Source organism: Chryseobacterium sp. GW821-FHT04C04 (assembly GCF_059420365.1).
Window position 1 is genome coordinate 122,148 of record NZ_JBWKTO010000004.1, and the last position, 24,856, is coordinate 147,003.

A 24,856-nucleotide genomic window follows, 5' to 3' on the forward strand; every position below is an offset into this window, starting at 1 on the left:
CCGATGAAAAAACTCATAATCCCAATAGGAATCCTTATCATGGGAACTGCCAAGTCCCAGCTTTCCACGATTCCTGGTACAGAAAATTATGTTCAGACCAAAACGTATCTTGATTATAACGGAACCTCGGTAACAAAATCTTCAGAAACGGTTCAGTACCTGGACGGATTGGGAAGACCCAAACAAATAATCAATATAAAAGCATCCCCATTAGGAAAGGATGTAGTGGTTCCTATTGTATATGATCAGTTTGGACGACAGGTAAAAGAATACCTTCCTATTCCTCAAAGCGGTACATCAAATGGAGCGCTTGTTTCTGATCCCTTTAGTAATGTAAGCAGCAGCCCATATGGTTCGGAAAAGATTTACACAGAAAAGATTTTGGAAAATTCCCCTTTAGACAGAGTTCTGGAGCAGAAACAAGTGGGTAATGACTGGAATACAAAACCTGTCAGGTTTGAATATGCAGCCAATATAGGGAATGATGTCTACAAATTTGTTCCTACAACAGTGTGGGAAAATGGAGCTACTAAGACGGGTTTAACTATATCTGCTTATGATGTCAACCAGCTTTATAGGACTGCTGTCACAGATGAAGACGGGAATAAAACCTATGAGTATAAAAACGGACAGGGTCAGACTATTTTGGTAAGGAAAATGATTTCAGATGCAGAATATGCAGACACTTATTATGTATATAATGAATATAACCAGCTGGCTATTGTTCTTCCTCCCAAAGCTGTTAATCAGAGTATCACAGATGATCTTCTTAATACTCTTTGTTACCAGTACCGTTACGATGGCAGAAGTCGTTTAGTGGGGAAAAAGCTCCCCGGTAAAGGCTGGGAGTTTATGGTGTATGATACCCAGGATAAACTGGTGGCTAGTCAGGATGCAGTCTTAAGTGGAAAAGGGCAGTGGCTGTTCACCAAATATGACCAGCTTGGAAGAGTAGCTTATACAGGAATCAGTACAGGAGGAACAAGAGCAGAGGAACAAATTAAAGTAGAAAACTTTAGATTCAATAATGTTAACAGAATAGGAACTGTAGGTTTTTCCAGCCAGGGAATGGATGTGTATTATGGAAATGCAGATTTTTCCTATCCCGAATCTTCTTCTTTGGTGACTTTATTGTCTGTAAACTATTATGATACCTATCCTGCCTACAGCTTTAATCCCGCCCTCCCTGCCAATACAACGGATATGACTGTTTTGACAGATACCTCTTCTGCTGATGGAAGAAGTACCAGAGGACTTCCTTTGGTGAGTCTGGTGAAAAATATTGAAGATGATAACTGGACGAAGAACTATACCTATTATGACAACAAAGGAAGAGCCATTGGAAGCCATTCTATCAATCATTTGGGAGGGTTTACCAGAATGCAGTCTGAACTGGATTTTGCAGGAGTGCCCAAGAAAACGGTTACTATTCACAAGAGATTGGCAGCCGAGTCTGGAGTTACAATTACAGAACGTTTTGACTATGATAATCAAAACAGAGTATTGGTTCATAAACATCAGGTAGATGATAAACCGGAGCAGACTCTTGCCGAGAATAGTTATAATGAGATCTCCCAGCTTACAAATAAGAAAGTAGGCAATAATCTTCAAAGTATTGATTATTCTTATAACATCAGAGGTTGGCTGACCTATATTAATAAAGATCAGATGTCAATTCCTGATTTAGGAGGAAAACTATTTTCCTACAAAATAAAGTACAATCAAATCAATGGAGTTACCAATCCTGATTCTGCATTATTTTCCGGGAAAAATGTAAAGGAAAAATACAATGGTAATATAGCAGAAGTAGACTGGAGGGCTGTGGAATCTATAGGAGCTAACCCACCCATTGAACCTAAAAGATATGGTTATGCTTATGATGCTTTGAACAGACTTACAGCAGGGTATTATCAAAACCCGATGAACCCTTACAGTAAAGAACATACAGAATCTTTAGCGTATGACCTGAATGGAAACATAACAAACCTTTACCGGACTGCCTCTTTGGAAGGAAGTAATACAACCGCTACAGTGATTGATGAACTGGAATATATTTACGGATCAAATAACCTGACCAATCAGGTTTCTGTGATCAAAGACCACAAGAATAATCCTTCAGGATATGAAGGAGGAGGAGGAACCATTTTATATGACCTTAACGGAAATATGAAGCTGATGCCGGATAAAAACATCGCCAAAATTACCTACAATCACCTGAACCTTCCCGACAAAATTGAATATGGAAATATGGGCCTTGGCGGGGTTCATAACTACCTTTACAGGGCAGATGGAGCAAAGGTTCAGAAAAGGCTGCCAAAATTTGAATGTGGTTTTGTTAACTGCTATACAGTAACCGATATTACAGATTATCTGGATGGATTTCAATATTATCGCAGTGAATCCGATAACAATGGCGGAGGTGGTAGCGGAGGCCTTGGAGAGCTTAGCAGGATCTCCGAAAAATTGAAGTATGCCTATGAACAGCAGGCTTACAGCACAGAAAGTGGAATTGTTTCAGCACAGACTGCTCCTTTAGGAATAGCTGCTGTAAAGACTCCTCAGCTTGTATTCTTTCCTACGGCAGAAGGATTTTATGATTACCAAAAAGATCAGTATATTTACCAGTATAAGGATCATCTTGGAAATGCAAGGATAAGTTTCAAAAGAAACAGCGCAGGTGCTCTTGAAATCACAGATGCTAATGATTATTACCCATTTGGGATGAATCACCTGAAAACCGGAAATGCTTTCTTTGGATCAGGTAGTTATAAGAATTATAAGTTTCAGGAACAAGAGCTTCAGGAAACTGGTTTTTACTCGTTTAAGTGGAGAAACTACATGCCAGATGTAGGAAGATTCTTTAATGTGGATCCTCTAGCAGAAAAATATGTCTATAATAGTCCTTATGCATTTGCAGAGAATCGTGTAATTGATGGTAGAGAATTAGAAGGATTAGAATGGGTATCAAGTAGAAACTTAGAAAACAAGACTGTCAATTTACATCTTACATATAAACCTGTAAATAATACAGTAGGAGTTCTTTCTAATGCTCAAATGTCCGCTTTGACAAGAGATCGTGAAGCTCAAATTGTATCATCTTTTGGAGGGAAAGATTCTGCTGGAAATCAGGTTAATATTACTTTCAGTCAGAGTGATAAATCTACTATGATATGGGAATACAATACTGGTTATGATAAAAATAATGTTGATGATTTTAAAGGACAGAGTCAAGAGTTCTTTGATAATGCTACATATTTTACTAATGGAATGACAGATACTAATAACAATACACAGACAAATAGAACTCAGATTAATATTTTTACTACAGAAGGACTTGGTGTTGATGAAAAAACAGGGCAATTAGATTTTAATAATAAAAATATATCTGCTGTTGCTAAAACAGGTGCTCATGAAACAGGTCATACATTAGGAATAAAACATAATGATAAAGCAACTTTAAAATCCTCTCCAGATAATTTAATGCGAGAAGGAGGTCCAGGCACAAAAATAACTCCAGAACAAAGAACTAATGCTATTAAACTAGTAGAAGAACAACAACCTAAATCAAGACAATGAAAATATTTAATAAAATAATAGTTTGCTGCTTATTTGTTTTTTTAAGCTGTTCTGCTATAAAAACAACCGAAATATATGGCAAGGAAATGGAAATTGTTGATAATGTACGATCAAAAGTTTTAATTAAAAAATTTAATGCACAGGATAAAAATAAATCATTTTTAACTTTCACATCTGAATTTGATAATCTCATAACTGTTAAAAATGAGGATAGCATAATTCTTAATAAAAAGAGTGAGACCATGCCAACGTTAGGATTTACAACAGCCTGTATAATTTTTAATAATAAAGATGTTACAATTACTATTGATAATAAACAGACTATAAAATTGAATAAAGATCAACTACCTAAGTATAAGTTTATATATATTGGGAAAGATAAAAATCATTATAAAATTGAATATACAAATGAAGCAAAGTCTTTTATGTAAAAAAGTCATCTATAGAATACAAAAAACCACTGCGATTGCAGTGGTTTTTGATCTTTAATGATCAAAAACCTTATATTTACCAGTATAAAGATCATTTGAGAAATGCAAGAATAAGTTTCGCAAGAAACAGCGCAGGTGCTCTTGAAATCACAGATGCTAATGATTATTATCCATTTGGGATGAACCATCTGAAGACCGGAAATGCTTTCTTTGGATCAGGTAGTTATAAGAATTACAAGTACAACGGCAAGGAACTTCAAGAGACTGGGATGTATGATTATGGAGCAAGATTCTACATGCCGGACTTGGGAAGATGGGCAGTTGTCGATCCGTTGGCGGAAAAATCAACAAGATGGAGTGTTTATAGCTATGCATACAATAATCCAATAAGGTTTATTGACCCTGATGGAAGGCAAAATAAAGATATTACTATTCCAAGCGGAACTGATCAAAAAGGTATTGATGCTATAATGGCAAATCTTCAAAAATTGACTAGAGATAAATTAACAACTGTTAAGGGTGTTAATGGAAAAACACATGTTTTAATAGATAAATTTGAAAAAAATGGTAAATATGAAAATGGAACTCAATTAATAAGAGATTTAATAACTGATGAACATAATGTTGATATAAGAATTGGTAAAGCTAGTTTTGCTACAGCTAAAAATAAGGAATTAGCATCAAATGGTGTCGGAACAGATTCAGAGATAATATTTAACCCAACAGGAAAGCAGGATATGAGAGTTTTTGGAGAAGATGGAAAGACTATGTATGAAACAGCACCAAACTTTATTGTATTAGGACATGAATTGATACATGTTAAAGATCATTTTAATGGTACACTTAATAAAACTGAGGCTGAACATAGTTATTCAGATTTAAAGGGAATAAGGTTAATTGAAACACATCCTAAATCTGAATTTAGAGCATCTGGATTTCCAGGATTTGTAGGTAAAGATGGATATTCAGAAAATAAGATAAGAGAAGAACAGGAACTAAAATTAAGAGCATCATATGAAAGTTTTAGAGGTCGAACTAGGTAAAAGTATGATAATACTGTTTATGATTTTATTTTCATGTAAGGAAAATAAAGGCACACAAGAAAAAGATAGAAATGATAAACTTTCAGTTGAAATTTTATCAATTGAAAAGAAAAGAGCATTATATAATATTTCAATTTTAGTAGATAATAATAATGATGATAAATATGTAATGTTATATAAGTATCATGCATTTGAAGAAAAAGAGGCTTATCCAAAAGTAATTGAGAACGAAAGAGGAACAATTATTGATTATAATTTTTTTCTTAAAAATCATATAAATCATGTCCAAGATTCTATTATGAACGATCCTTCTATACAAAATACGAATGAATCATTCACTCTTTTTATATTACCTAAAGGAAAAACTAGGGTGACATTAAAGGACATCCCTATATCAAATACAATAAATAAAAAGTATTTACATTTATATTTTAGTAAAATGAAGGAAGAAACATTCAAGATATTACCAAAATATACAAAAGAATATGATATAATTGCGAACGAAAAAGGATTTAGAAATTATAAATTTTCTAAAAAAGTAATTACTTTTTAAAAGAAACTTGTGTTTGGATCCTCCGCTGGCGTGAGCGTTTCGCTCATGTCCAAAAATAAAACGAAAAACCACTGTATTAGCAGTGGTTTTTATATTTGAAATATGTTCAAACAATTATATTCCTTCACCCAATATAATTATTTAAATTTACCCAAACAGATTACCCAAAACTCCAATATCACCCAATATACCTACAGGGCAGATGGAGCAAAGGTTCAGAAAAAGCTGCCAAAATTTGAATGTGGTTTTGTTAACTGTTATACAGTCACCGATATTACAGATTATCTGGATGGATTTCAATATTATCGCAGTGAATCCGATAACAGTGGCGGAGGTGGCAGCGGAGGTCTTGAAGAGCTTAGCAGGATCTCCGAAAAATTGAAGTATGCCTATGAACAGCAGGCTTACAGCACAGAAAGTGGAATTGTTTCAGCACAGACTGCTCCTTTAGGAATAACTACTGTAAAGACTCCTCAGCTTGTATTCTTTCCTACGGCAGAAGGATTTTATGATTACCAAAAAGATCAGTATATTTACCAGTATAAGGATCATCTTGGAAATGCAAGGATAAGTTTTAAAAGAAACAGCGCAGGTGCTCTTGAAATCACAGATGCTAATGATTATTATCCATTTGGGATGAACCATCTGAAGACTGGAAATGCTTTCTTTGGATCAGGTAGTTATAAGAATTATAAATATAATGGAAAAGAACTACAGGAAAGTGGTATGTATGATTATGGAGCGAGATTCTACATGGCAGATCTTGGAAGATGGGGTGTAATTGATAACAAAGCTGAAAAGTACTCGCCAATGTCACCTTATACTTATGCTGGAAATAATCCAATTGCATTTATCGATCCGGACGGAAATGAATTAATTCTTTCATTTGCAACCGCTTCAGCAGAGCAATCTTATAAAGATTTAGTTAAGAATACACTCGGTGGAAAATATGAAGCTGTTTATACTCAAATCGCTGGTACAAGTACATATAAAGTAACTCTCAATATGATTAATAAAGATGCTTCATTGACGAAAGAGCAACAAGCTTTCTATGACAATTATAATGATATTGTTGGAGCGAAAGAGGTTGTTAATCAAGCTATTGTCGAAAAAAGCACGAAAGCTGAAGTAGGAAATTGGCAAACAGGTGATGTTGATATGGGAGATATTGTAGAGTTTGATAAAGCAGGTAAAGGTGGAACAAGCAGTGCGGGAGCACTCATTCACGAACATGTGGAGCAATTTGAAAAATCTAAAATGGGATTATCTAATGGAGATCTTGGAAAGACAAAACCAGATCCATCAGCTGTAGGTGGAAAAAAATATGTCGACTTTCTAAAAGCGCACGATAAAGCCTCCAAAGCAGAGGATAAAGTAAATGGCAATACACGAACTGAAGCAAATAATACTAGTAATAGTAATAATATTAATGTTTTCAAAGAAAAAGACGGAACCAGAACCAATCAAGCTTTATGGTTTCCAAGTACAGGAGGAGCGGAAGTAAAAAAATCAAAATTACCATAATATGAGACAAATAATTTATAGTTTGACATTGCTTTTAGTATTGATGAATTGTTACGCTTCAAATTCTGCGGAGAATAATAGCGTTATCTTTAATAATGAAAAGTGTAATGAAAATTTAGATTTTAAGAAAGAATATTTTTTTCATATTGGAATCGTAGATAGCCTTGTCAGGAAATCACAAAATAAACAATTTACAAAATCATTATTATTCGTTTCAAAATATGCACATGTCTCAGCCGAAAGTATGTTAAATTATGCAAATACATATCCAATGGCAGTATATGAAGATGATAGAAAAGGTTGGTTAGAATGGTATGAGAAAAATAAATGTAATAATATTCAGTTTAAGAAAAAATAACCTCCCAGCTGGCGCGAGCGTCTCGCTCGTGTTCATAAATAAAATAGAAAACCACTGCAATTGCAGTGGTTTTGCTCTTTCATCATCAAAAACTATTATATTTATCAATATAAACACGACTTGGAAAATATCCGTGTGAGCTTTGCCAAAGACAGCGCAGGAGCTTTTGAAGTTACAGATACTAATAATTACTATGCTTTTGGAATGAATCATGTAGGAGGAATTAAAAGTTTATTAGGTGGTTATTTGAACTATAAGTACAATGGAAAGGAATTGCAGGAAAGCGGGATGTATGATTATGGGGCAAGAATGTACATGGCAGATCTTGGAAGATGGGGTGTAATTGATAACAAAGCTGAAAAGTACTCACCAATGTCACCTTATACTTATGCGGGAAATAATCCAATTGCATTTATCAATCCGGACGGAAATGAATTAATTCTTTCATTTGCAACCGCTTCAGCAAGGGAATCTTATGAAAATTTAGTTAGTTCTTCACTTGGTGGAAAATATTCCGCTTCATATACTAGAATAGAAGGGACAGATAAATATAAGGTAACTCTTAACATGGTTAATAAAGATGCATCTATAACCGAAGAACAACAAGCTTTTTATGACATCTATAATAGTGTAGTTGGAGCAAAAGAAACAGTTAATAATAATATTCTCGAAAATAGTGAATTAACAATAATAGGAAGGTTTCAAACTGGAGATATAGATGTTGCAGATATTTTGGAATTTGATAAAGCAGGTAAAGGGGGGACGAGTAGCGCAGGAGCATTATCACATGAACATGCAGAGCAATTGGAAAAATCAAAAATGGGTATTCCTCAAGGAAAAATGGGGGAAATTAAAATAGATAAAGAAGGTAATAAGACATATCCCCAGTTTGAAAAAGCCCATGCTATGGGTTTTAAAGCAGAAAATAAAGTAAATGGAAACAAAAGAATTGAGCCAGAAAAAGGTAAAATGAATATTGATGTATTTCAAGAGAAAAATAAGACTAAAACATCTCAGGCTTTTTGGCCAACAGAATCAGGAGGGTTAAAGGTAAAAAAAACGACAATTCCTTAAATATGAAAAATATTATAATAGCATTACTTTTAGTTAATTGCATATCTAAAACAAACACTGATAATAACATTGCTATAAATAGTGGATGTGTAGAAAATTTTAAATTTAAAAAAGAATATTTTAATCATGTAAAAATAGTTGATAGTCTAATCTATAAAAATCAAAACTCACAATTTAAGAAATCATTATTATTTATATCAAAATATTCATACGTATCTTTCGAAAGCATGGCAAATTATGGGAGACTATATCCTGGTGGTAATTACAAAGAAGACCGGAAAGGCTGGATAGACTGGTATGAGAAAAATAAATGTAACAATATACAGTTTAAAAAAAAATAACCCGGAGGTGTCTATAAATACAATAAAAACCATTGCAGTATAAAGCTTCAATGGTTTTTAGATATTGGAATAAAAATTAATATATTATTCCAGTATAATGATCACTTTGGAAATGCAAGGATAAGTTTCAAAAGAAGCAGCGCAGGCGCTCTTGAAATCACAGATGCTAATGATTATTATCCATTTGGGATGAACCATCTGAAGACTGGAAATGCATTTTTTGGAAATGCTAGTTATAAGAATTACAAGTACAACGGAAAGGAGCTGCAAGAAAGCGGGATGTATGATTATGGAGCGAGATTCTACATGGCAGATCTTGGAAGATGGGGAGTTGTGGATCCGCTGGCGGAAAAGATGACGAGACATAGTCCGTTTAATTATGCATACAATAATCCAATAAGGTTTATTGACCCTGATGGAAGACAAAATGAAGATATCATAAAAGTCAATATGCAAGGTTATGTTCAAGAAGTTATTCCTCACGAAGGACAACATATTGTACAAGATACGGATGGAAACCAATTGAATTTTAATGATTATGGAAATGATCAGGAGCAATTACAAGCTGTTATAGATGAGGCAAATATGATGTCTCCTATAGATCTTCAATATGATGGGTTAAGACTCTTTACTCCTTACTCTGCACAACAGATGGCGGATGGTTTTAACACCATGGGTATTGGAAATATTAAAGATAAGGCTGAATATAGAAAATCTATAGTAGGTACGGGCAGTTTATCATACTTTACCTATGGAGTTAGTTTAGGACATGGTGAATTTGATTTTGTGGGAGAAATGGGTTTTCTTACAAGAAATGGAGATAACTATCCTAAATTAAAGGGACCTACGGATACTCCAGACGATGGGACAGGAGGTTTTGTAAGATTTGAAGGCAGTAATACATTATACAATGTATATGATGCTGGGAATTTTATGACAGGTAAGGCTTTTCAAATGACAGGATATTCTTTAAATATGGTTAAGACAGGTGCTGATATAAGTAGTAGAATAACTTTAAATGGACCTGATACACCAGCAGATCAAAAAGCTGTAACAGCAGGTTATAATTATAATAGGGTGGGATGAAAAAAATAAATATAAAATTAACGGCAGTAATATCTTTTAGTATTTTTATAATTAATATTCTTAAATATTATCTGATAAATATTGAAAAGTTAATCAGTCCTTATGGAGCTGACAATAGATTAATTAGTTTTATAATGTTGCCAATTATTGGAATAGGTATTATCTTATCAATAATCGTAATAATCAAAGGAATGAAGTCATTTAAAGCAAATGCACTAAATATAATTTTATCGCTTCCATTGATAATGTTTTTTGTATATTTTTTTTTCTTGAAGAAATAATTTGTTGTTTAGTAATTAGAGCTGATCATCTCTATTGCCACACGAATCTTTTCGTGAGAAAAAAGTAGCTAGATAATAACCTAGATAAAGAAAAGAACCACTGCTTCGGCGGTGGTTTTGTATAGATGACTGGGGAAACCGGGAGAGATTGTAGAAGTCAATAATTATTATCCTTTTGGGATGCTGCATGACTATACAACTACAAAACAGAATGCTTATCAGTATAAGTACAATGGTAATGAACTACAGGAAAGTGGTATGTATGATTATGGTGCAAGGTTCTACATGGCAGATCTTGGAAGATGGGGTGTGGTGGATCCGTTGGCGGAGAAATACAGAAGATGGTCACCGTATAATTACGTAATGAATAATCCAATAAGATTTATTGATCCGGATGGAATGCAAGTTATGGATCCCGGAGATAGATTTAAAACCTTAAGAGCTGCTGCAAATGATTTTGGAAAAGAATATAATGGTCCACCGCTGCGCAAAGTCTGTGACTTTGAGTAGATAAAAATGCCCCCTCCGCTTCGCAAAGTTTGTAACTTTGCGCTGATAAATAAAGAAACCCTCGCAAAATTGCGAGGGTTTTTTGTGTTTTATAGCGTAGTAATTTTCTACGAATACACTTTTTTAGCTTTAAAATCTCTTATTAAGGCATCAATAACTAAATAGATTTGTTCTTTAGCAGACTTTGGTAAATTACCAATCTCTTCTCCAATCCCTGGAACCAATATCAATAGTTCCTTCTGATGATTAAGCATTTCATTTGCTTTAATGATTTCCCGAATACGGATTTCTATGGTAAGTTGTATTTTTTTTAGAAAATTAAGTGTCCTCTTATTGATTACCTCAGTCTGTTTAAATACCTCTTTTGGTAGAAATCTTTTGTTTTCAGCTGTTGCACTGAAGTTTTTTATTGCTGCCACTGTTTTTTCACGTTCAGCATAAAGCAGCTTTAAGCTAAGGATATCTGCTTCAGGAACCTTTGTGAGTTTAATTTTATCAATATTTCTAAATGCATACATAGCAATATCTTTGGCGTCAGTCTTATCAGATTTTCCCCTACAAATCCCTTTCGATTGTTTGATTTCCAAAGCTGGACATTCTGCAAAGTCAACGCTCAATTCAGAGAGAATCAAGCTAAGGTTCATAGAATATACCCTTGTATTTTCATAACAAAATAAGGTATCTTGGAGACCAATGTCAGCTTTCTTTAATCCCTTCAACAGCATATTAATTCCTTTCTTATCATTAGTAATTCTTCCTTGATCAAGAAGTCTAGCTGTACTATCAATAATTTGATAGTCTAATGTATCCTTTGATACATCAATCCCAATGTAATTGTGATAATTTTCCATAACTTAATATTGTGATTAAACAAAAGTGTTGAATTCTTTAAAGCCTTTATTAGACCTTGAAGTCTATCATTCTATCTAAAGTTATTCAACAAAATTCAAAAAGGAAGCAGAGGACTAATGCGCCAGAAGAGTCTTACTTAGCGAGCGTCTAAGTTCACCTCTGCTTTCTTTTAATAAATTTACTCCCTTTTGAAAATTACAAAGTAAAGGCGAGCTTCTCGCTCGTGTCCACAAATAAAACAAAACCACTGCAATCGCAGTGGTTTTAGTATCTTAGTCAACGAAAACAAAATAAACATGATAAAATATCTGCTCATTCTTTTTCTATGTGCAATTGTCTCTGTTCAGGGACAGCAAGCCATGTCAGCAATTGCTAAAACTCAGGATAGTTCTTATGATATCCAGGATAGTGTCATGGTGAAAACCCGGGATGGTGCGATGATTTCTGCGATGATTGTGAAGAAGAAAGGAGAGAATGGGCCTCTTCCTGTGATTTTCCAGTTTACCATCTATGTTCGCGATACCGGACGGGATCTTCAAAGTTTGAAGAATGCTGCTGATAAAGGGTATATAGGCGTTATAGCCTATGCCCGAGGTAAAAGATTAAGTCCAAATGATATTAATCCCTATGAATTTGAAGCCACTGACACCTATGACGTTATTGATTGGATCAGTAAACAAAAATGGTGCAATGGAAGTATAGGGATGTATGGGGGCAGCTATAATGGTTTCAGCCAGTGGGCAGCCTGTAAAACGATGCACCCTGCATTGAAAACGATTGTCCCGTATGTGGCAAACCGTCCCGGAATGGGGCTTCCTATGGAAAATAATATATTCATTAACCCCAATTATGAATGGGCATTTTACGTCGGAAACAACAGATATCTGGATAATGAAACTGGAAACGACAGACAGCGTTTCAGGTCAATGATGTTTACATGGTGGGATAAAGGCGGGGCATACAACAAAATGGACAGCATTGATGGTACGCCCAACAGATGGTTTCAGCGGTGGATAACACATCCTGATTTTGATGAATACTGGCAGAAAATGGCTCCTTATAAAGACGATTTTAAACAGATCACTATTCCGGTGCTTGCTTTTGACGGATATTATAACGACTCCCAAAACTCCAGTCTTTATTATCTTAAGGAATTACAGAAGTATAGCCCGGACACTCCGTTTTATCTGATCATTGGCCCTTATGGGCATTTTGGAACCCAGCAAGGAGGTGAGAAAGAAGTGAATGAATACAAAGTAGATGAGGTTGCCCTCTTTGATATCAACAAAATTACCTACGAATGGTTTGATCATATCCTGAAAAACGGGCCGAAACCATCAGTCCTTAAAGATAAAATCAATTATGAAGTCATGGGAGCCAATGAATGGCGCAGTGCTTCTTCCTTTGAAAAAATGAACAATGATGTCCTGAAATTTTACCTTTCCCATCAAAAAAAGGGAAGTACTTACTTTTTAGATTCCAAAACTTCCAATAAAAATACATTCCTTTCACAGATCGTTGATTTTAAAGACCGAAAATTGACTGGCAACAGTGATTATTACCCGTCTCCGATAGAGAAAAGTGAGCTGGATACAAGTACTGGTTTCATTTTTACCAGCAATCCTGTAGAAAAACCAACGATTGTAAACGGTTCTTTTGTAGGCGGACTTCATGTTTCTATTAATAAAAAAGATGTAGATCTGGGAGTGACTTTATATGAATTGACTCCCGAAGGAAAATATTTCCATTTGTCATATTACATCGGAAGAGCCAGCTATGCAAAGGATATTACCCAAAGAAACCTTCTGAAGCCTGGAGACAAAACATGGATAGAATTTACCAACAGCCATTTCATAAGCAAAAAACTTCAGAAAGGAAGCAGACTGGTTGTGAAAATTGATGTTAATAAAAATCCGTTCTCCCAATTGAATTATGGAACAGGGAAGGAGGTAAGCACAGAAACCATCAAAGATGCTTTTATTCCTCTGCAGATCAAATGGTACAATGACAGTTATATGAAAATCCCAATATTAAACGACTAAAATATATGAATTGCTCCAAAAATACTATTATATTCTACATTTAAGAATCGACTTAGGAATCAGGAGTTTTAATAAAATTAAAATTTAATCCCCAGTTGCGTAAAGTCTCCAGACCTTGAGTTCCATATATAAGATTAAAGAACTTATATTGTATATGGATGACTACCCTCGCTCCTGTTGACTTGATATGTAAACATTAGAGAAATGAAAATGAAAAGTTATTATCGCTTCATTCCTATTTTATTAGGATTGATAACATTTATATATTTTTACTTGTACAGAATTGTATTCCTAAATAACAATTATTTCTATAAAAATAATGTGCAGGCAAAAATTGTCAGAGTTTATAATTATGAGAACAAATCATTACAATTTTATTATAGCAAAGATTATTGTATAACCACAACTGATACTAAAAATGATACGCTACAGATTGGTGATTCCATCTCCAAAAAGGCTAATACAGGTGAATTTAATGTTTACAGGAAGAATAATAAAGACAAATTTGAGTTTTATAAAAGCTTTAAAAAGTAATAAACCCGCTGCGCAAACCTTCAGACCTTGAGTTTCAGACATAAGATTAAATAATTTATGGATGAGTTTCATTTAATGGTAATGAAAGATTGTTTTTTTTAGTGTAAATTATATAAAATGAATAGGTTATATTTTTGTATTTGAAAAATATGTATATTGGTGTTACCAAATTAAAGCGCAATCCGAAAAGCATATAGAGTAGGAAAAAAATCAAAAAAATGTTATCATGAAAAACTTAAGAAAACTTTCAAAAAGAGAATTAAAAACAGTTCAAGGGGGTATCCCTATGTGTCTGCCAGGATACTTCTGGTGTTCATTCGTGAAAAAATGTATTGCTATAGGATCACCATGCGGACTTATTGATTAATTCGATTCATAAAAATAATGTAAAGAAAAGGCTATTTCAGAAATGGAATAGCCTGTTTTATGTTTTATTCACTCATTGACCTAGGAATCAGGAGCGCCAAGAAAATTTGAATGTAATCCGTTAAAAAAATTTCCACTGTTTGAGCATGGGTGAAATTTAGAGCCGAAGAAGAACCATTTGATCCATGCGAGTTTGGAAATTTTAGGAGTACATTCTAATTTTTAGCGGATGATTCCAGCCTTGAACTTTTGTATACTTTTGCTTTAAGGCAAAAGTATAATTGAAAAAAATATTATTTTGCAGTCTTAATTATAGAACTTTCGTGCGATCCAGAACAAACTATATTCTTGCTGTTTGTATCATTTTTCTCAATGTCACAATATTATTGGTAAATATATACATAATGAAAAATGGTTTTCGTCCTTTTGAAGGAGGTTTAAATTTTTCTATACTATTGATGATTTCAAATCTTTTTATCTTTCCTGCATCTGCAACATTTTTCAAAGACTTAAGAAGCAAGTTTATAATGTTAGTACTGAATATATTAGGAATAGTTGTGGCTGTTTTAGGAACTTTTCTTGCTTTTATGATATAACGATTCAATGCTAGGTTTAGAATAAGGTTGGGTATGATGTATTGTTTATCAATCGACCTAGGAATCAGGAGCGTCAAGAAAATTTGAATGTAATCCGTTAAAAAATTTCCACTGTTTGAGCATGGGCGAAATTTAGAGCCGAAGAAGAACCATTTGATCCATGCGAGTTTGGAAATTTTAGGAGTACATTCTAATTTTTAGCGGATGATTCCCGTCTTGAACTTTTGTATACTTTTGCTTCAAGGCAAAAGTATAAATCAAATCCTTTGCCTAATTCGGATATGGTTGAAAAATCATCAAAACAGGATTTTCATCTCTCACTGAAAAATCGTATTTTTGTGCATCTAAAAAGTAAAAGAACGAATGAATTCCTACAAAAATCCATTGGAAGAGCGCTACTCCAGTGAAGAAATGTTATTTAATTTCTCACACAATAACAAATTCCAGAATTGGAGAAAACTTTGGATAGCTCTTGCTGAAATCGAAAAAGACCTTGGACTTGAAATTACAGACGAGCAGATCGCTGAGTTAAAAGCTAATGCTGAAAATATCGATTATGAGAAAGCAGCAGAGTACGAAAAGAAATTCCGTCATGATGTAATGGCTCACGTTCACGCTTATGGTGATGTGGCGCCTTCAGCAAAAGGAATCATCCACTTGGGAGCAACTTCAGCTTTTGTAGGAGACAATACAGACTTAATTCAAATCCGTGACGGACTTTTAATCTTAAAGAAAAAGTTGGTTAACGTAATGAAGAACTTAGCAGACTTTGCTATTCAATATAAAGACCTTCCCACTTTAGGATTCACCCACTTCCAGCCCGCTCAGCTGACGACTGTTGGAAAGAGAGCAACACTTTGGTTACAGAGTTTGGTTCTTGACATCGAAGAGCTTGATTTCTTCCTTGAAACCCTTCGTTTCAGAGGAGTGAAAGGAACTACAGGAACTGCTGCAAGTTTCCTTGAGCTTTTCAATGGTGACTATTCTAAAGTAAAACACTTAGATAAAGAACTTTCAAAAAGATTCGGTTTTGATAAAGTTTTCGGAGTTTCCGGACAAACTTACGATAGAAAAATTGATGCTAAAGTAGTGGCTTTATTAGGAAATATTGCTCAATCTGCGCACAAATTCACAAACGATTTACGTTTACTTCAAAACCTTAAGGAAATTGAAGAACCATTCGAGAAAAACCAGATCGGTTCATCCGCAATGGCGTACAAACGTAACCCAATGAGAAGTGAGAGAATCGGGGCGTTGGCAAAATACGTAATGTCTTTGACAACGAGTTCTGCAATGGTAGCTTCTACACAATGGTTTGAAAGAACATTAGATGACTCTGCCAACAAGAGATTGACAATTCCTCAGGCATTTTTAGCTGTTGATGCCATTCTATTGATCTGGAACAACATCATGAACGGAATCGTAGTATATCCGAACAGAATCAATAAGCATATTATGGAAGAACTTCCTTTCATGGCAACAGAATACATCATCATGGAAGAAGTAAAAGCAGGGGGTGACCGTCAGGAAATTCACGAGGTAATCAGAGTTCACTCTATGGAAGCATCCAAGAAAGTGAAAGAAGAAGGAAAAGAAAATGACCTTATTGAAAGAATTTTAAATGATGATTCATTAAAACTAGACAAATCAAAACTCAAAGAAGTTTTAGATCCTAAGAACTTTATTGGTTTCGCACCAATCCAGACGGAGGAATTCATTCAAAATGAAGTTCAGCCGATTTTGGATCAGAATAAAGACCTGATAGGATTGGAAGCTGATCTTAAAGTATAAAACATATGCAGCCTTTTGGGCTGCATTTTTTATTTCCAACCCAATGAATATGAAAAAACTGCTAGTAGCCATTCTGTTGACACCAGTCATTTCTTTTGCTCAGGTAAAAGAAACTTTATATTATTTTAAATCCAAAGATTCTCTGGTTGGAGTAAAAAATAAAGACGGAAAAATCATTGTTCCTGCACAGTTTAAAATTTATGGATATCTTAAAGACGGAGATCCGGTAGAAGGAGAGACCATTCATTTTGATGGAACTAAAGCAGGAGAGGAGCAGGAGAAATATGCATGGGGATATATTTATGACAGAAAAGGGAACTATTTGTATCAGCCATTTATGTATGATAACGGAGCGGATTATTTTTCTGAAGGATTGAGAAGATTGGTTAAAAACGGTAAGATAGGCTTTGCAGACCGAAACGGAAAAACGATCATTCCGCCTGAACATGATTTTGCGGTCCCCTTCAACTATGGATATGCTGCATTCTGCGATGGCTGCGCATGGGAAAAGACAGATGATGAGCATAAAGCTGTTGTAGGTGGAAATTGGGGAATAATGAATACTCAGGGACAAATCGTTCAGCCTCTTGCAAAACATTCTGACAAAGAGGTAGAAATTGATGGAGAATATTATCCAAATCCCTTTCGATACAGCGGAAAAGAAAAAACCATTCTTAAGTTCTTTGAAAAACAAAATAAAAAGCTTTCAGACCTTTATCATGTGAATGTTTACAACAAATTATCTGATAAAGAAAAGAAACTCTTTTTTGAAATCGTAGAAAGGCCAAAAGAAAACTTTCCTTATTATCAGGTAAATACCTATAACCATCAAAAAAAAGAATTGGATATGCTGTATCGGTATAAATTTATGGTTTCAGAAGATGGCAGCACATTCTATGCATTAAATAGTTATAATGAGGAAAAAATTCCTTTTGAAGAATGGCTGAAAGAAGAAGTAAAACAAGCTGAACAATTTCAAAAAGAACATCCTGATAACCCAAATAAACTCAAAAGATAACCAGAATTAAACTTAATGAGAAAAAGTATATTCGTATGTATTGTTGCTTTGACATTTGTGAAGAACTATGCACAAACAGATAAAACAGTTTACTCAATAATAGATGCAGCAGCTCAGAAAGTTGCAAAAGAATCAAAAGCATACTCTGTTTCTGTCGGAATTATAAAAGATGGGAAAATCTATACCAAACATTTTGGTGAAATAGACAAAGGAAAAGGCAATAAAGCAAATGATAATACTTATTTTGCTATAGCCTCCATTACCAAACTTTTTACAGGGCAATTGTTGGCACAAGCAGTCCTGGATGGGAAAGTAAGCCTTGATGATGATGTGCGTAAATATCTTAAAGAACCTTATCCGAACTTAGAATATAATGGAGTTCCTATAAAAGTCAGGAATTTAATTTCTTATGAAACCGCCTTACCTAGAAATCTTCCTATTGATGATGAGCTGAGGAAAAACATGACAGATGAAACGGCTTTTCTATATGAGAAGCTTAATGATGGATATACAAAAGAAGACTTTAAAAAAGATCTGGGTACTGTCAAATTAAATATGGAGCCAGGTAAAGAATATAAATACAGCAATACAAGTCTGGAATTAACTGGCCTTATGCTGGAAAATATTTACGGAAAGAGCTATGAAACCCTTTTGAAAGAAAATATCTTTTCAAAAGCAGGGATGAATCATACCAAACTGGAGCTTGATAAAAATGAAGTTCAGGCCAATGGATATCATGAAAATTATCGTTTGATGCCAGTTTCAAGAAGCCTTCTGTGGGGTTCAGGTGGTTCGAAAACCGAATCTACCATGGGGGATATGGTGAAGTTTTTAAAAGAAGAACTGGATTCACAAAACAAAATTGTACAGGAGTCTCAAAGAAATATTAACAACAGTAAAGAAGGCTGGTTTGGGTATTTCTGGGATAGACAAATGATTACAGAATACGGTAAAAGAGGATTTAAACACGGAGGATCATATGGAATAAATACCTTGTTTACTATATTTCCGGAACAAAACATTGGAGTGTGTATCATTGTAAATATCAATGGGCCTGAAACATTTACTGCACTGTATAATGGTACCTCAAGTCTGATAGGAGATCTTATTACAATTTCAGATAAAAAGCAAGTGTATGGGTATTCCGTAAAGGGAGATAAAATCATTTTTTCTTACACACATCCGAAAAACCTGAACGGAAACCTGATTAATACTGTCGCTATCGCAGGTAGTTTCAATAATTGGGACTCTGAAAATAAAGAATATCAGATGATAAAAAAGGATAAAAACCTTTATGAATTGGAGGTTCCTGTCTCGAAATTTGAAAAAGGAAAAACCTACACTTTTAAATTTGTACTGAATAAAGAAGGGTGGATGGATGCTCCTAAAAACGCATCCAATAATGACGGCACCAAAGATAATAATCTGGCATTCGTTTTATAAGAAAAAGATAGAGGAAAAAGAAAGTAAAAGAGTAAATTTGTACTCAATAAGATAGGGGGGATGATAACACCCAAAAAGAGGATCAGTACAGAAAGCAATAATCTGTGATGGATACTCTGAAATCAGAAAAGTAAAAGAAAAATAAATCTAATATTAAAATCTGACATCTAAATTTTTAATAATGTTGCAGAATCAAAATCATCAACAATTAATGACGGATCTTAAGGAACTGGTAGACAAGACAAGGAGTCTGGTTGCGGTTCAGGTAAACTCGGCAATGGTGGTTTTGTATTGGGAAATAGGAAAAAGAATAAATGAAGATGTTTTAGAAAATAAAAGAGCAGAATATGGCAGAGAAGTCATTGTACAGATTTCTCAACAGCTTACATTAGAATTTGGAAACTCTTTTTCTGAAAAGAATATTCGAAAAATGATGCAGTTTGCGTCTGTTTTTAATGATTTTGAAATTGTCGCATCAGCGATGCGACAATTATCATGGACTCATTTCTTGCTCCTTATTCCTATTGCTGAAGATACTAAAAGAAACTTTTATCTTGAAGTCTGTAAGATAGAAAATTGGAGTGTGAGAACTTTAAGAGCCAAAATTAATTCTTTGCTTTTTGAACGGACTGCAATAAGCAAAAAACCTGAGAAAATAATAGATAAAGAACTGAAAAATTGGTCTGAAAATAACATTTTAAATCCTGACTTAGTTTTTAAAGACCCATATTTTCTTGATTTTTTAGAATTGAAAGATACCTTTTCTGAAAAAGATTTAGAAGAAGCCATTATCGTGGAACTCCAAAAATTCATTTCTGAGCTGGGAAGTGATTTTGCATTTCTTTCAAGACAAAAAAGAATCACAATAGATAATAGAGATTATTATCTGGATTTGCTTTTCTATCATAGGAAACTAAAATCTTTAGTCGTTATCGAACTGAAATTAGGTGAATTTGAAGCCAGTCATAAAGGTCAGATGGAGCTTTATCTCTCATATCTTAATAAATATGAAAAAGTAGAAGGTGAAAATCCACCTATTGGTTTAATCCTTTGTTCAGGAAAAAATTCTGAACATATAGAACTAATGAATCTGGAAGGGAATAATATAAAAGTAGCAGAATATTTACTTATATTACCTTCAGAAAAAGTTTTGCTTGAAAAATTGCATCGTTCAATAGAGATAGCAAGAAATAAATTTGAAAATAAAAAATAAATCTAATATTAAAATCTGACATCTAATGTCTAATAACAAAAGAATTTTCGTAGAAAAAAGAGGAATTTTCGATGTTGAAAGTCCAAAAATTTTTGATGAAGTAAAAGCAGTTGTTCCGGCAATTCAAAGTGTGAAAGTATACAATGTATATGATATTTTCAATTTGAATGACGGAGAATTTGAAAAAGTGGTGAACAATACTTTTGTAGATCCTGTTACTGATATTTTACATACAGAAAACCCAGTAAAAACTATTCATTTCGGAATGGAATTTTTGCCTGGCCAGTATGATCAGAGAGCAGACTCTGCACAGCAGTGTATCGCCTTGCTTACAGAAAATGAAAAATCAAAAGTAAGAAGTGGAAAGCTGATCGAATTTGAAGGAGTTTCTGAAGCAGATCTGGTTAAAATCAAAGACCTTCTGATCAACAAAGTAGAATCTCAGGAAAAAGACTTAACCATCTTAAATATCCCTGCAGATGAAACACCATCAAAAGTGATCATCCACGAAAACTTCATCAATTTCAATGATGGAGAACTTGAAGACTTCTATAACAATCATGGTTTTGCACTAGGATTAGATGACCTGAAATTCATTCAGGAATACTTCAAAACTGAACAGAGAAATCCTACGGAAACAGAATTAAAAGTATTAGACACGTACTGGAGCGACCACTGTCGCCACACGACTTTCGAAACAGAATTGTCAGACATTCAGTTTGAAGGTCAGTTCAAACACACATTGGAAACTATTTTCAATGACTATATCGAAAAAAGAAAATTCTTAGGCCGTGAGCTGAAGCCAATTTCCTTAATGGATCTTGCAACAGTATGCGGTAAATATTTCCATAAAACAGGAAACCTGGATAACCTGGTGATTTCTGACGAGATCAACGCATGTACCATCCAGATCGAAGCAGAATACGACGGTAAAAAAGAACCTTGGTATCTGTTGTTCAAAAACGAAACGCACAACCACCCAACAGAAATTGAACCCTTCGGAGGAGCATCTACTTGTTTAGGAGGAGCCATCAGAGACCCATTATCAGGAAGATCTTTTGTATTCCAGGCCATGAGATTGACGGGCGCTGCAGACGTTTTAGAATCGGTAGACAAAACATTACCAGGAAAATTACCCCAGAAAACCATTACAAAACAGGCTGCCAACGGATATTCATCTTATGGTAACCAGATCGGTCTTGCCACTACAATGGTTTCTGAAATCTATGACGAAGGCTATAAAGCGAAAAGAATGGAAGTGGGTTTCGTTACCGGAGCGGTTCCTGTAGACTGGGTAAGACGTGAGAAACCTGAAAACGGTGATTCAATCATTATCTTAGGAGGAGCAACAGGTCGTGACGGAGTTGGAGGAGCAAGCGGAAGTTCGAAAGAACAGGATGAAACCTCTATCCACACGATGAGTTCAGAAGTTCAGAAAGGTAATGCGGTAGAAGAGCGTAAAATTCAGAGACTATTCAGAAATCCTGAAGTGACGAAGCTGATCAAAAAATCAAATGACTTCGGAGCAGGAGGAGTTTCTGTTGCGATCGGTGAGATTGCAGACTCTTTAGAAGTGAACCTTGATGTATTGCCATTAAAATACGAAGGATTGAACGGAACCGAACTGGCTATTTCTGAATCTCAGGAAAGAATGGCGGTAGTCGTAGATCCAAAAGATAAAGAAAAATTCATCAAATTCTGTGAAGCTGAAAACATTGTTGCTGTAGAAGTAGCAAAAGTAACAGATTCAGGAAGAATGCAGATGTTCTGGAAAGGAGACAAAATTGTAGACCTTTCAAGAGCTTTCTTAGATACCAACGGATGTTCCAAGTCTCAGGAAGTGAAAATTACCCACCTTGATGAAGTAAAAGAAGATACTAAAGCTTTCACAGCAGAAAACTTCCTGAACATCTTAAAAGATAAAAACGTAGCTTCCCAAAAAGGACTGTTGGAAATGTTTGACTCTTCAATTGGAGCAACTACAGTGGCGATGCCTTTAGGAGGGAAATACCAGCAGACTCTGATGGAAGGAAGTGTGCAGACCCTACCCATTCTGGGAGCAAAAGACATTAAAACTGTTTCTTTGGCAAGCTGGGGATTTGATGCTGAAATTTCAAAACAAAACTCACTGTTAGGATCATCTTATGCTGTCGTGGAGAGTGTTGCGAAGATCGTTGCCATGGGTGGAGATTACAAAAATATCAGATTAAGCTTCCAGGAGTACTTTGAAAAATTAGGACAAAACCCTGAGAAATGGGGGAAACCTTTAGCCTCTCTTTTAGGAGCTTACGATGCACAGATCAAACTTGGTTTAGCAGCAATCGGAGGTAAAGACTCCATGAGTGGAACGTATCAGGATCTGAATGTTCCACCAACCTTGATTTCTTTTGCATGTGCCAACGGCGATAAAGAAAATATCATCTCTCCTGAATTGAAAAATGCAGGCAATAAACTGTATTTCTTCAATCATATTGCCCAGGAAAACGGACTTCCGAATTATGATGCTTTAAAAGAAGTTTTTGAATTCATCTTCGAAAATATCAAGGCAGGTAAAATTATTTCTGTGAAAACAGTGAAAGAAGGAGGTCTTGCAGTAGCGTTAGCAAAAATGAGCTTCGGGAACAGATTAGGTGCTGAAATCAATGCTGATGAAACCGTTTTATTAGCTAAAAATATCGGAAGCTTAATCATTGAAGCAAAAGAAGAATTAAGCTCAGCTGCTCTTCAGTTGATCGGAGAAGTAAAAGATTCAGGGACTTTAAAAATCAATAACCTTGAATCCAGTATTGTAGATCTGGTATCTGCCAATACAAACACATTCGAAAACCTTTTCCCAACAGTAGAAAAAGAAAAGATCACGATTGAAATTGATGAAAAATCAAACTCAATCCATCCAAGAAATATCATCATTAAAAAACACGGAATTGCACAGCCAAAAGTTTTTGCTCCAGTGTTCCCAGGAACCAACTGTGAGTATGATACACTCAATGCATTCCAGAAAGAAGGAGCTGTAGTAAGCAGCCTGCCTTTGATCAATATCAATCACCAGTTATTGGATGAAAGCATTGATGCATGGGTAGAAGAGATCAGAACATCTCAGATTCTGACATTCTCAGGAGGTTTCTCTGCGGGAGATGAGCCGGATGGTTCTGCAAAATTCATCGTTAACGTTCTGAAAAACGAGAAAATGAAAAAGGCAGTTCACGAATTGTTAGACAGAGACGGGATGATCATCGGAATCTGTAACGGATTCCAGGCTCTGGTGAAGTCAGGGTTGTTGCCATACGGAAGAATCAAAGATCTTGATGAAAACTCTCCAACATTGGCGCACAACGCAATCAGAAGACATATCTCTCAGATGGTGACTGTACAAGTGTTGAATGACGAAAGCCCTTGGTTAAAAGGAATGAAAGGTCAGACTTTCACTATTCCTATTTCTCACGGAGAAGGACGTTTCATGGCTTCAGAAGAAGAAATCAAGAAGTTGTATGAAAACGGACAGATCGCTACTCAATACATAGATCTTGATGGAAACATCGCTCACGGAATGCCATTCAACCCGAACAACTCATTATTCGGAATTGAAGGAATTACCAGCCCATGTGGAAAGATCTACGGAAGAATGGGACACCCGGAAAGATTTGCTGAAGGTCTCATGAAAAATATACCCACCGCGAATTATCACAATATATTCAAAAATGGTGTTGAATACTTCAAATAACAATACAGGAAAAATGATCGTCATCAATGGCGGTCATTTTTCATCTTTAGGAGGTTTCTACGAAGAGATCTCCAATGTTCTGATGAAAGATGCGGATTGGAAAGTAGGAACGCTGGATGGCTTTGATGATATTCTCTACGGAGGTTTTGGCATATTCGAAAACAAAGAAGAAATTGAAATCGTCTGGAAAGAATCACAGAAATCAAAAGAAGATTTAGGCTTTGATATGACCCGTGAATTTTATGAAAATAAAATAAGACAAGGAAAACCTTTCAATATAGAATTGATGCAGCAGAGATTAGATGATTTGAACGAAGGAAAAGGGCAGACCATTTTTGATATTCTTGTTGAAATTATACAATCGCATACCAATATTACGCTGAGGTTGGAATGATAAGTAATGATGCGGATTTTAAACCATTAAGAAGAGTAAAGTTTTTAAGGTAGGTTAAGATTCAGCAAAGATGAATAAAGTAGGTCGTTTAATAATAGCTTCAGCTTTT

19 protein-coding genes and 1 pseudogene are annotated in these 24,856 nt (G+C 34.8%); 19 read left to right on the forward strand and 1 reads right to left on the reverse strand.

Going from position 1 to position 24,856, the window contains the following annotated elements; translation table 11 throughout:
* Positions 1 to 3 precede the first annotated feature (3 nt).
* From AC07UM_RS13890 to AC07UM_RS13935, 10 genes and pseudogenes are all read left to right on the forward strand, one after another.
* Complete coding sequence (locus AC07UM_RS13890; RefSeq protein WP_494683717.1) at positions 4 to 3,576, forward strand: DUF6443 domain-containing protein; 3,573 nt, start codon at positions 4 to 6, stop codon at positions 3,574 to 3,576.
* A complete protein-coding gene (locus AC07UM_RS13895) occupies positions 3,573 to 4,007 on the forward strand; it encodes a hypothetical protein (RefSeq protein WP_494683718.1) in 435 nt (144 codons plus the stop codon). The genes AC07UM_RS13890 and AC07UM_RS13895 overlap by 4 nt, the downstream gene beginning before the upstream one ends.
* 95 nt (positions 4,008 to 4,102) lie before the next feature.
* Entirely contained in the window at positions 4,103 to 5,050 is a 948-nt protein-coding gene (locus tag AC07UM_RS13900) for an RHS repeat-associated core domain-containing protein (protein WP_494683719.1), read from the forward strand.
* A complete protein-coding gene (locus AC07UM_RS13905; protein ID WP_494683720.1) occupies positions 5,022 to 5,603 on the forward strand; it encodes a hypothetical protein in 582 nt (193 codons plus the stop codon). Before AC07UM_RS13900 ends, AC07UM_RS13905 begins: the two co-directional genes overlap by 29 nt.
* A 102-nt stretch (positions 5,604 to 5,705) precedes the next feature.
* Positions 5,706 to 7,127 carry an RHS repeat-associated core domain-containing protein gene (locus tag AC07UM_RS13910; protein ID WP_494683721.1) on the forward strand — a complete coding sequence of 474 codons (1,422 nt, stop codon included), beginning with the start codon at positions 5,706 to 5,708 and terminating at the stop codon, positions 7,125 to 7,127.
* A gap of 1 nt (position 7,128) precedes the next feature.
* The gene (locus AC07UM_RS13915) at positions 7,129 to 7,485 is read left to right on the forward strand and encodes a hypothetical protein (protein WP_494683722.1); all 357 of its coding nucleotides are present in this window, start codon (positions 7,129 to 7,131) and stop codon (positions 7,483 to 7,485) included.
* 120 nt (positions 7,486 to 7,605) lie between these two features.
* Positions 7,606 to 8,559, forward strand: coding sequence for an RHS repeat domain-containing protein (locus AC07UM_RS13920; protein WP_494683723.1), 954 nt, complete (start codon positions 7,606 to 7,608; stop codon positions 8,557 to 8,559).
* A gap of 2 nt (positions 8,560 to 8,561) precedes the next feature.
* A complete protein-coding gene (locus tag AC07UM_RS13925) occupies positions 8,562 to 8,900 on the forward strand; it encodes a hypothetical protein (protein ID WP_494683724.1) in 339 nt (112 codons plus the stop codon).
* A 156-nt stretch (positions 8,901 to 9,056) separates the two neighbouring features.
* Complete coding sequence (locus AC07UM_RS13930) at positions 9,057 to 9,986, forward strand: RHS repeat-associated core domain-containing protein (RefSeq protein WP_494684258.1); 930 nt, start codon at positions 9,057 to 9,059, stop codon at positions 9,984 to 9,986.
* A 425-nt stretch (positions 9,987 to 10,411) separates the two neighbouring features.
* Positions 10,412 to 10,681: pseudogene (locus AC07UM_RS13935) on the forward strand (RHS repeat-associated core domain-containing protein); the annotation flags it as partial.
* Between the two features lie 203 nt (positions 10,682 to 10,884).
* Here the strand turns inward: AC07UM_RS13935 and AC07UM_RS13940 are convergent.
* Entirely contained in the window at positions 10,885 to 11,628 is a 744-nt protein-coding gene (locus tag AC07UM_RS13940) for an IS110 family transposase (protein ID WP_494683725.1), read from the reverse strand.
* A gap of 297 nt (positions 11,629 to 11,925) precedes the next feature.
* Here AC07UM_RS13940 and AC07UM_RS13945 point away from each other — a divergent pair, with 297 nt between their 5' ends.
* From AC07UM_RS13945 to AC07UM_RS13985, 9 genes are all read left to right on the forward strand, one after another.
* A complete protein-coding gene (locus tag AC07UM_RS13945; RefSeq protein WP_494683726.1) occupies positions 11,926 to 13,671 on the forward strand; it encodes a CocE/NonD family hydrolase in 1,746 nt (581 codons plus the stop codon).
* 760 nt (positions 13,672 to 14,431) lie between these two features.
* Positions 14,432 to 14,572, forward strand: a complete 141-nt coding sequence (locus AC07UM_RS13950; RefSeq protein ID WP_494683727.1) for a bacteriocin-like protein — start codon at positions 14,432 to 14,434, stop codon at positions 14,570 to 14,572.
* Positions 14,573 to 14,975: 403 nt separating this feature from the next.
* Entirely contained in the window at positions 14,976 to 15,167 is a 192-nt protein-coding gene (locus AC07UM_RS13955) for a hypothetical protein (protein WP_494683728.1), read from the forward strand.
* A gap of 363 nt (positions 15,168 to 15,530) precedes the next feature.
* Positions 15,531 to 16,958: an adenylosuccinate lyase gene (gene purB, locus AC07UM_RS13960; protein WP_124535247.1), complete on the forward strand. Its 1,428-nt coding sequence runs from the start codon at positions 15,531 to 15,533 to the stop codon at positions 16,956 to 16,958.
* A 49-nt stretch (positions 16,959 to 17,007) separates the two neighbouring features.
* Positions 17,008 to 17,976 carry a WG repeat-containing protein gene (locus tag AC07UM_RS13965; RefSeq protein ID WP_494683729.1) on the forward strand — a complete coding sequence of 323 codons (969 nt, stop codon included), beginning with the start codon at positions 17,008 to 17,010 and terminating at the stop codon, positions 17,974 to 17,976.
* Positions 17,977 to 17,991: 15 nt separating this feature from the next.
* Positions 17,992 to 19,419, forward strand: coding sequence for a serine hydrolase (locus tag AC07UM_RS13970; RefSeq protein ID WP_494683730.1), 1,428 nt, complete (start codon positions 17,992 to 17,994; stop codon positions 19,417 to 19,419).
* Between the two features lie 211 nt (positions 19,420 to 19,630).
* On the forward strand, positions 19,631 to 20,632 hold the full coding sequence (locus tag AC07UM_RS13975) for a PDDEXK nuclease domain-containing protein (RefSeq protein ID WP_494684259.1): 1,002 nt from the start codon (positions 19,631 to 19,633) through the stop codon (positions 20,630 to 20,632).
* A gap of 25 nt (positions 20,633 to 20,657) precedes the next feature.
* Positions 20,658 to 24,353 (forward strand): phosphoribosylformylglycinamidine synthase, encoded by a 3,696-nt coding sequence (locus AC07UM_RS13980; protein WP_494683731.1) that lies wholly within the window; start codon positions 20,658 to 20,660, stop codon positions 24,351 to 24,353.
* Entirely contained in the window at positions 24,331 to 24,747 is a 417-nt protein-coding gene (locus tag AC07UM_RS13985; protein ID WP_494683732.1) for a barstar family protein, read from the forward strand. Before AC07UM_RS13980 ends, AC07UM_RS13985 begins: the two co-directional genes overlap by 23 nt.
* Positions 24,748 to 24,856: the final 109 nt, after the last annotated feature.

Coding starts and splice junctions, on each gene's coding strand:
- AC07UM_RS13895 (WP_494683718.1), top strand. CDS start 3,573: ATGAAAATATTTAATAAAATAATAGTTTGCTGCTTATTTGTTTTTTTA.
- AC07UM_RS13950 (WP_494683727.1), top strand. CDS start 14,432: ATGAAAAACTTAAGAAAACTTTCAAAAAGAGAATTAAAAACAGTTCAA.
- AC07UM_RS13925 (WP_494683724.1), top strand. CDS start 8,562: ATGAAAAATATTATAATAGCATTACTTTTAGTTAATTGCATATCTAAA.
- AC07UM_RS13980 (WP_494683731.1), top strand. CDS start 20,658: ATGTCTAATAACAAAAGAATTTTCGTAGAAAAAAGAGGAATTTTCGAT.
- AC07UM_RS13970 (WP_494683730.1), top strand. CDS start 17,992: ATGAGAAAAAGTATATTCGTATGTATTGTTGCTTTGACATTTGTGAAG.
- purB (WP_124535247.1), top strand. CDS start 15,531: ATGAATTCCTACAAAAATCCATTGGAAGAGCGCTACTCCAGTGAAGAA.
- AC07UM_RS13975 (WP_494684259.1), top strand. CDS start 19,631: ATGACGGATCTTAAGGAACTGGTAGACAAGACAAGGAGTCTGGTTGCG.
- AC07UM_RS13955 (WP_494683728.1), top strand. CDS start 14,976: ATGAAAAATGGTTTTCGTCCTTTTGAAGGAGGTTTAAATTTTTCTATA.
- AC07UM_RS13910 (WP_494683721.1), top strand. CDS start 5,706: ATGTTCAAACAATTATATTCCTTCACCCAATATAATTATTTAAATTTA.
- AC07UM_RS13945 (WP_494683726.1), top strand. CDS start 11,926: ATGATAAAATATCTGCTCATTCTTTTTCTATGTGCAATTGTCTCTGTT.
- AC07UM_RS13890 (WP_494683717.1), top strand. CDS start 4: ATGAAAAAACTCATAATCCCAATAGGAATCCTTATCATGGGAACTGCC.
- AC07UM_RS13940 (WP_494683725.1), bottom strand. CDS start 11,628: ATGGAAAATTATCACAATTACATTGGGATTGATGTATCAAAGGATACA.
- AC07UM_RS13965 (WP_494683729.1), top strand. CDS start 17,008: ATGAAAAAACTGCTAGTAGCCATTCTGTTGACACCAGTCATTTCTTTT.
- AC07UM_RS13905 (WP_494683720.1), top strand. CDS start 5,022: ATGAAAGTTTTAGAGGTCGAACTAGGTAAAAGTATGATAATACTGTTT.
- AC07UM_RS13915 (WP_494683722.1), top strand. CDS start 7,129: ATGAGACAAATAATTTATAGTTTGACATTGCTTTTAGTATTGATGAAT.
- AC07UM_RS13985 (WP_494683732.1), top strand. CDS start 24,331: ATGGTGTTGAATACTTCAAATAACAATACAGGAAAAATGATCGTCATC.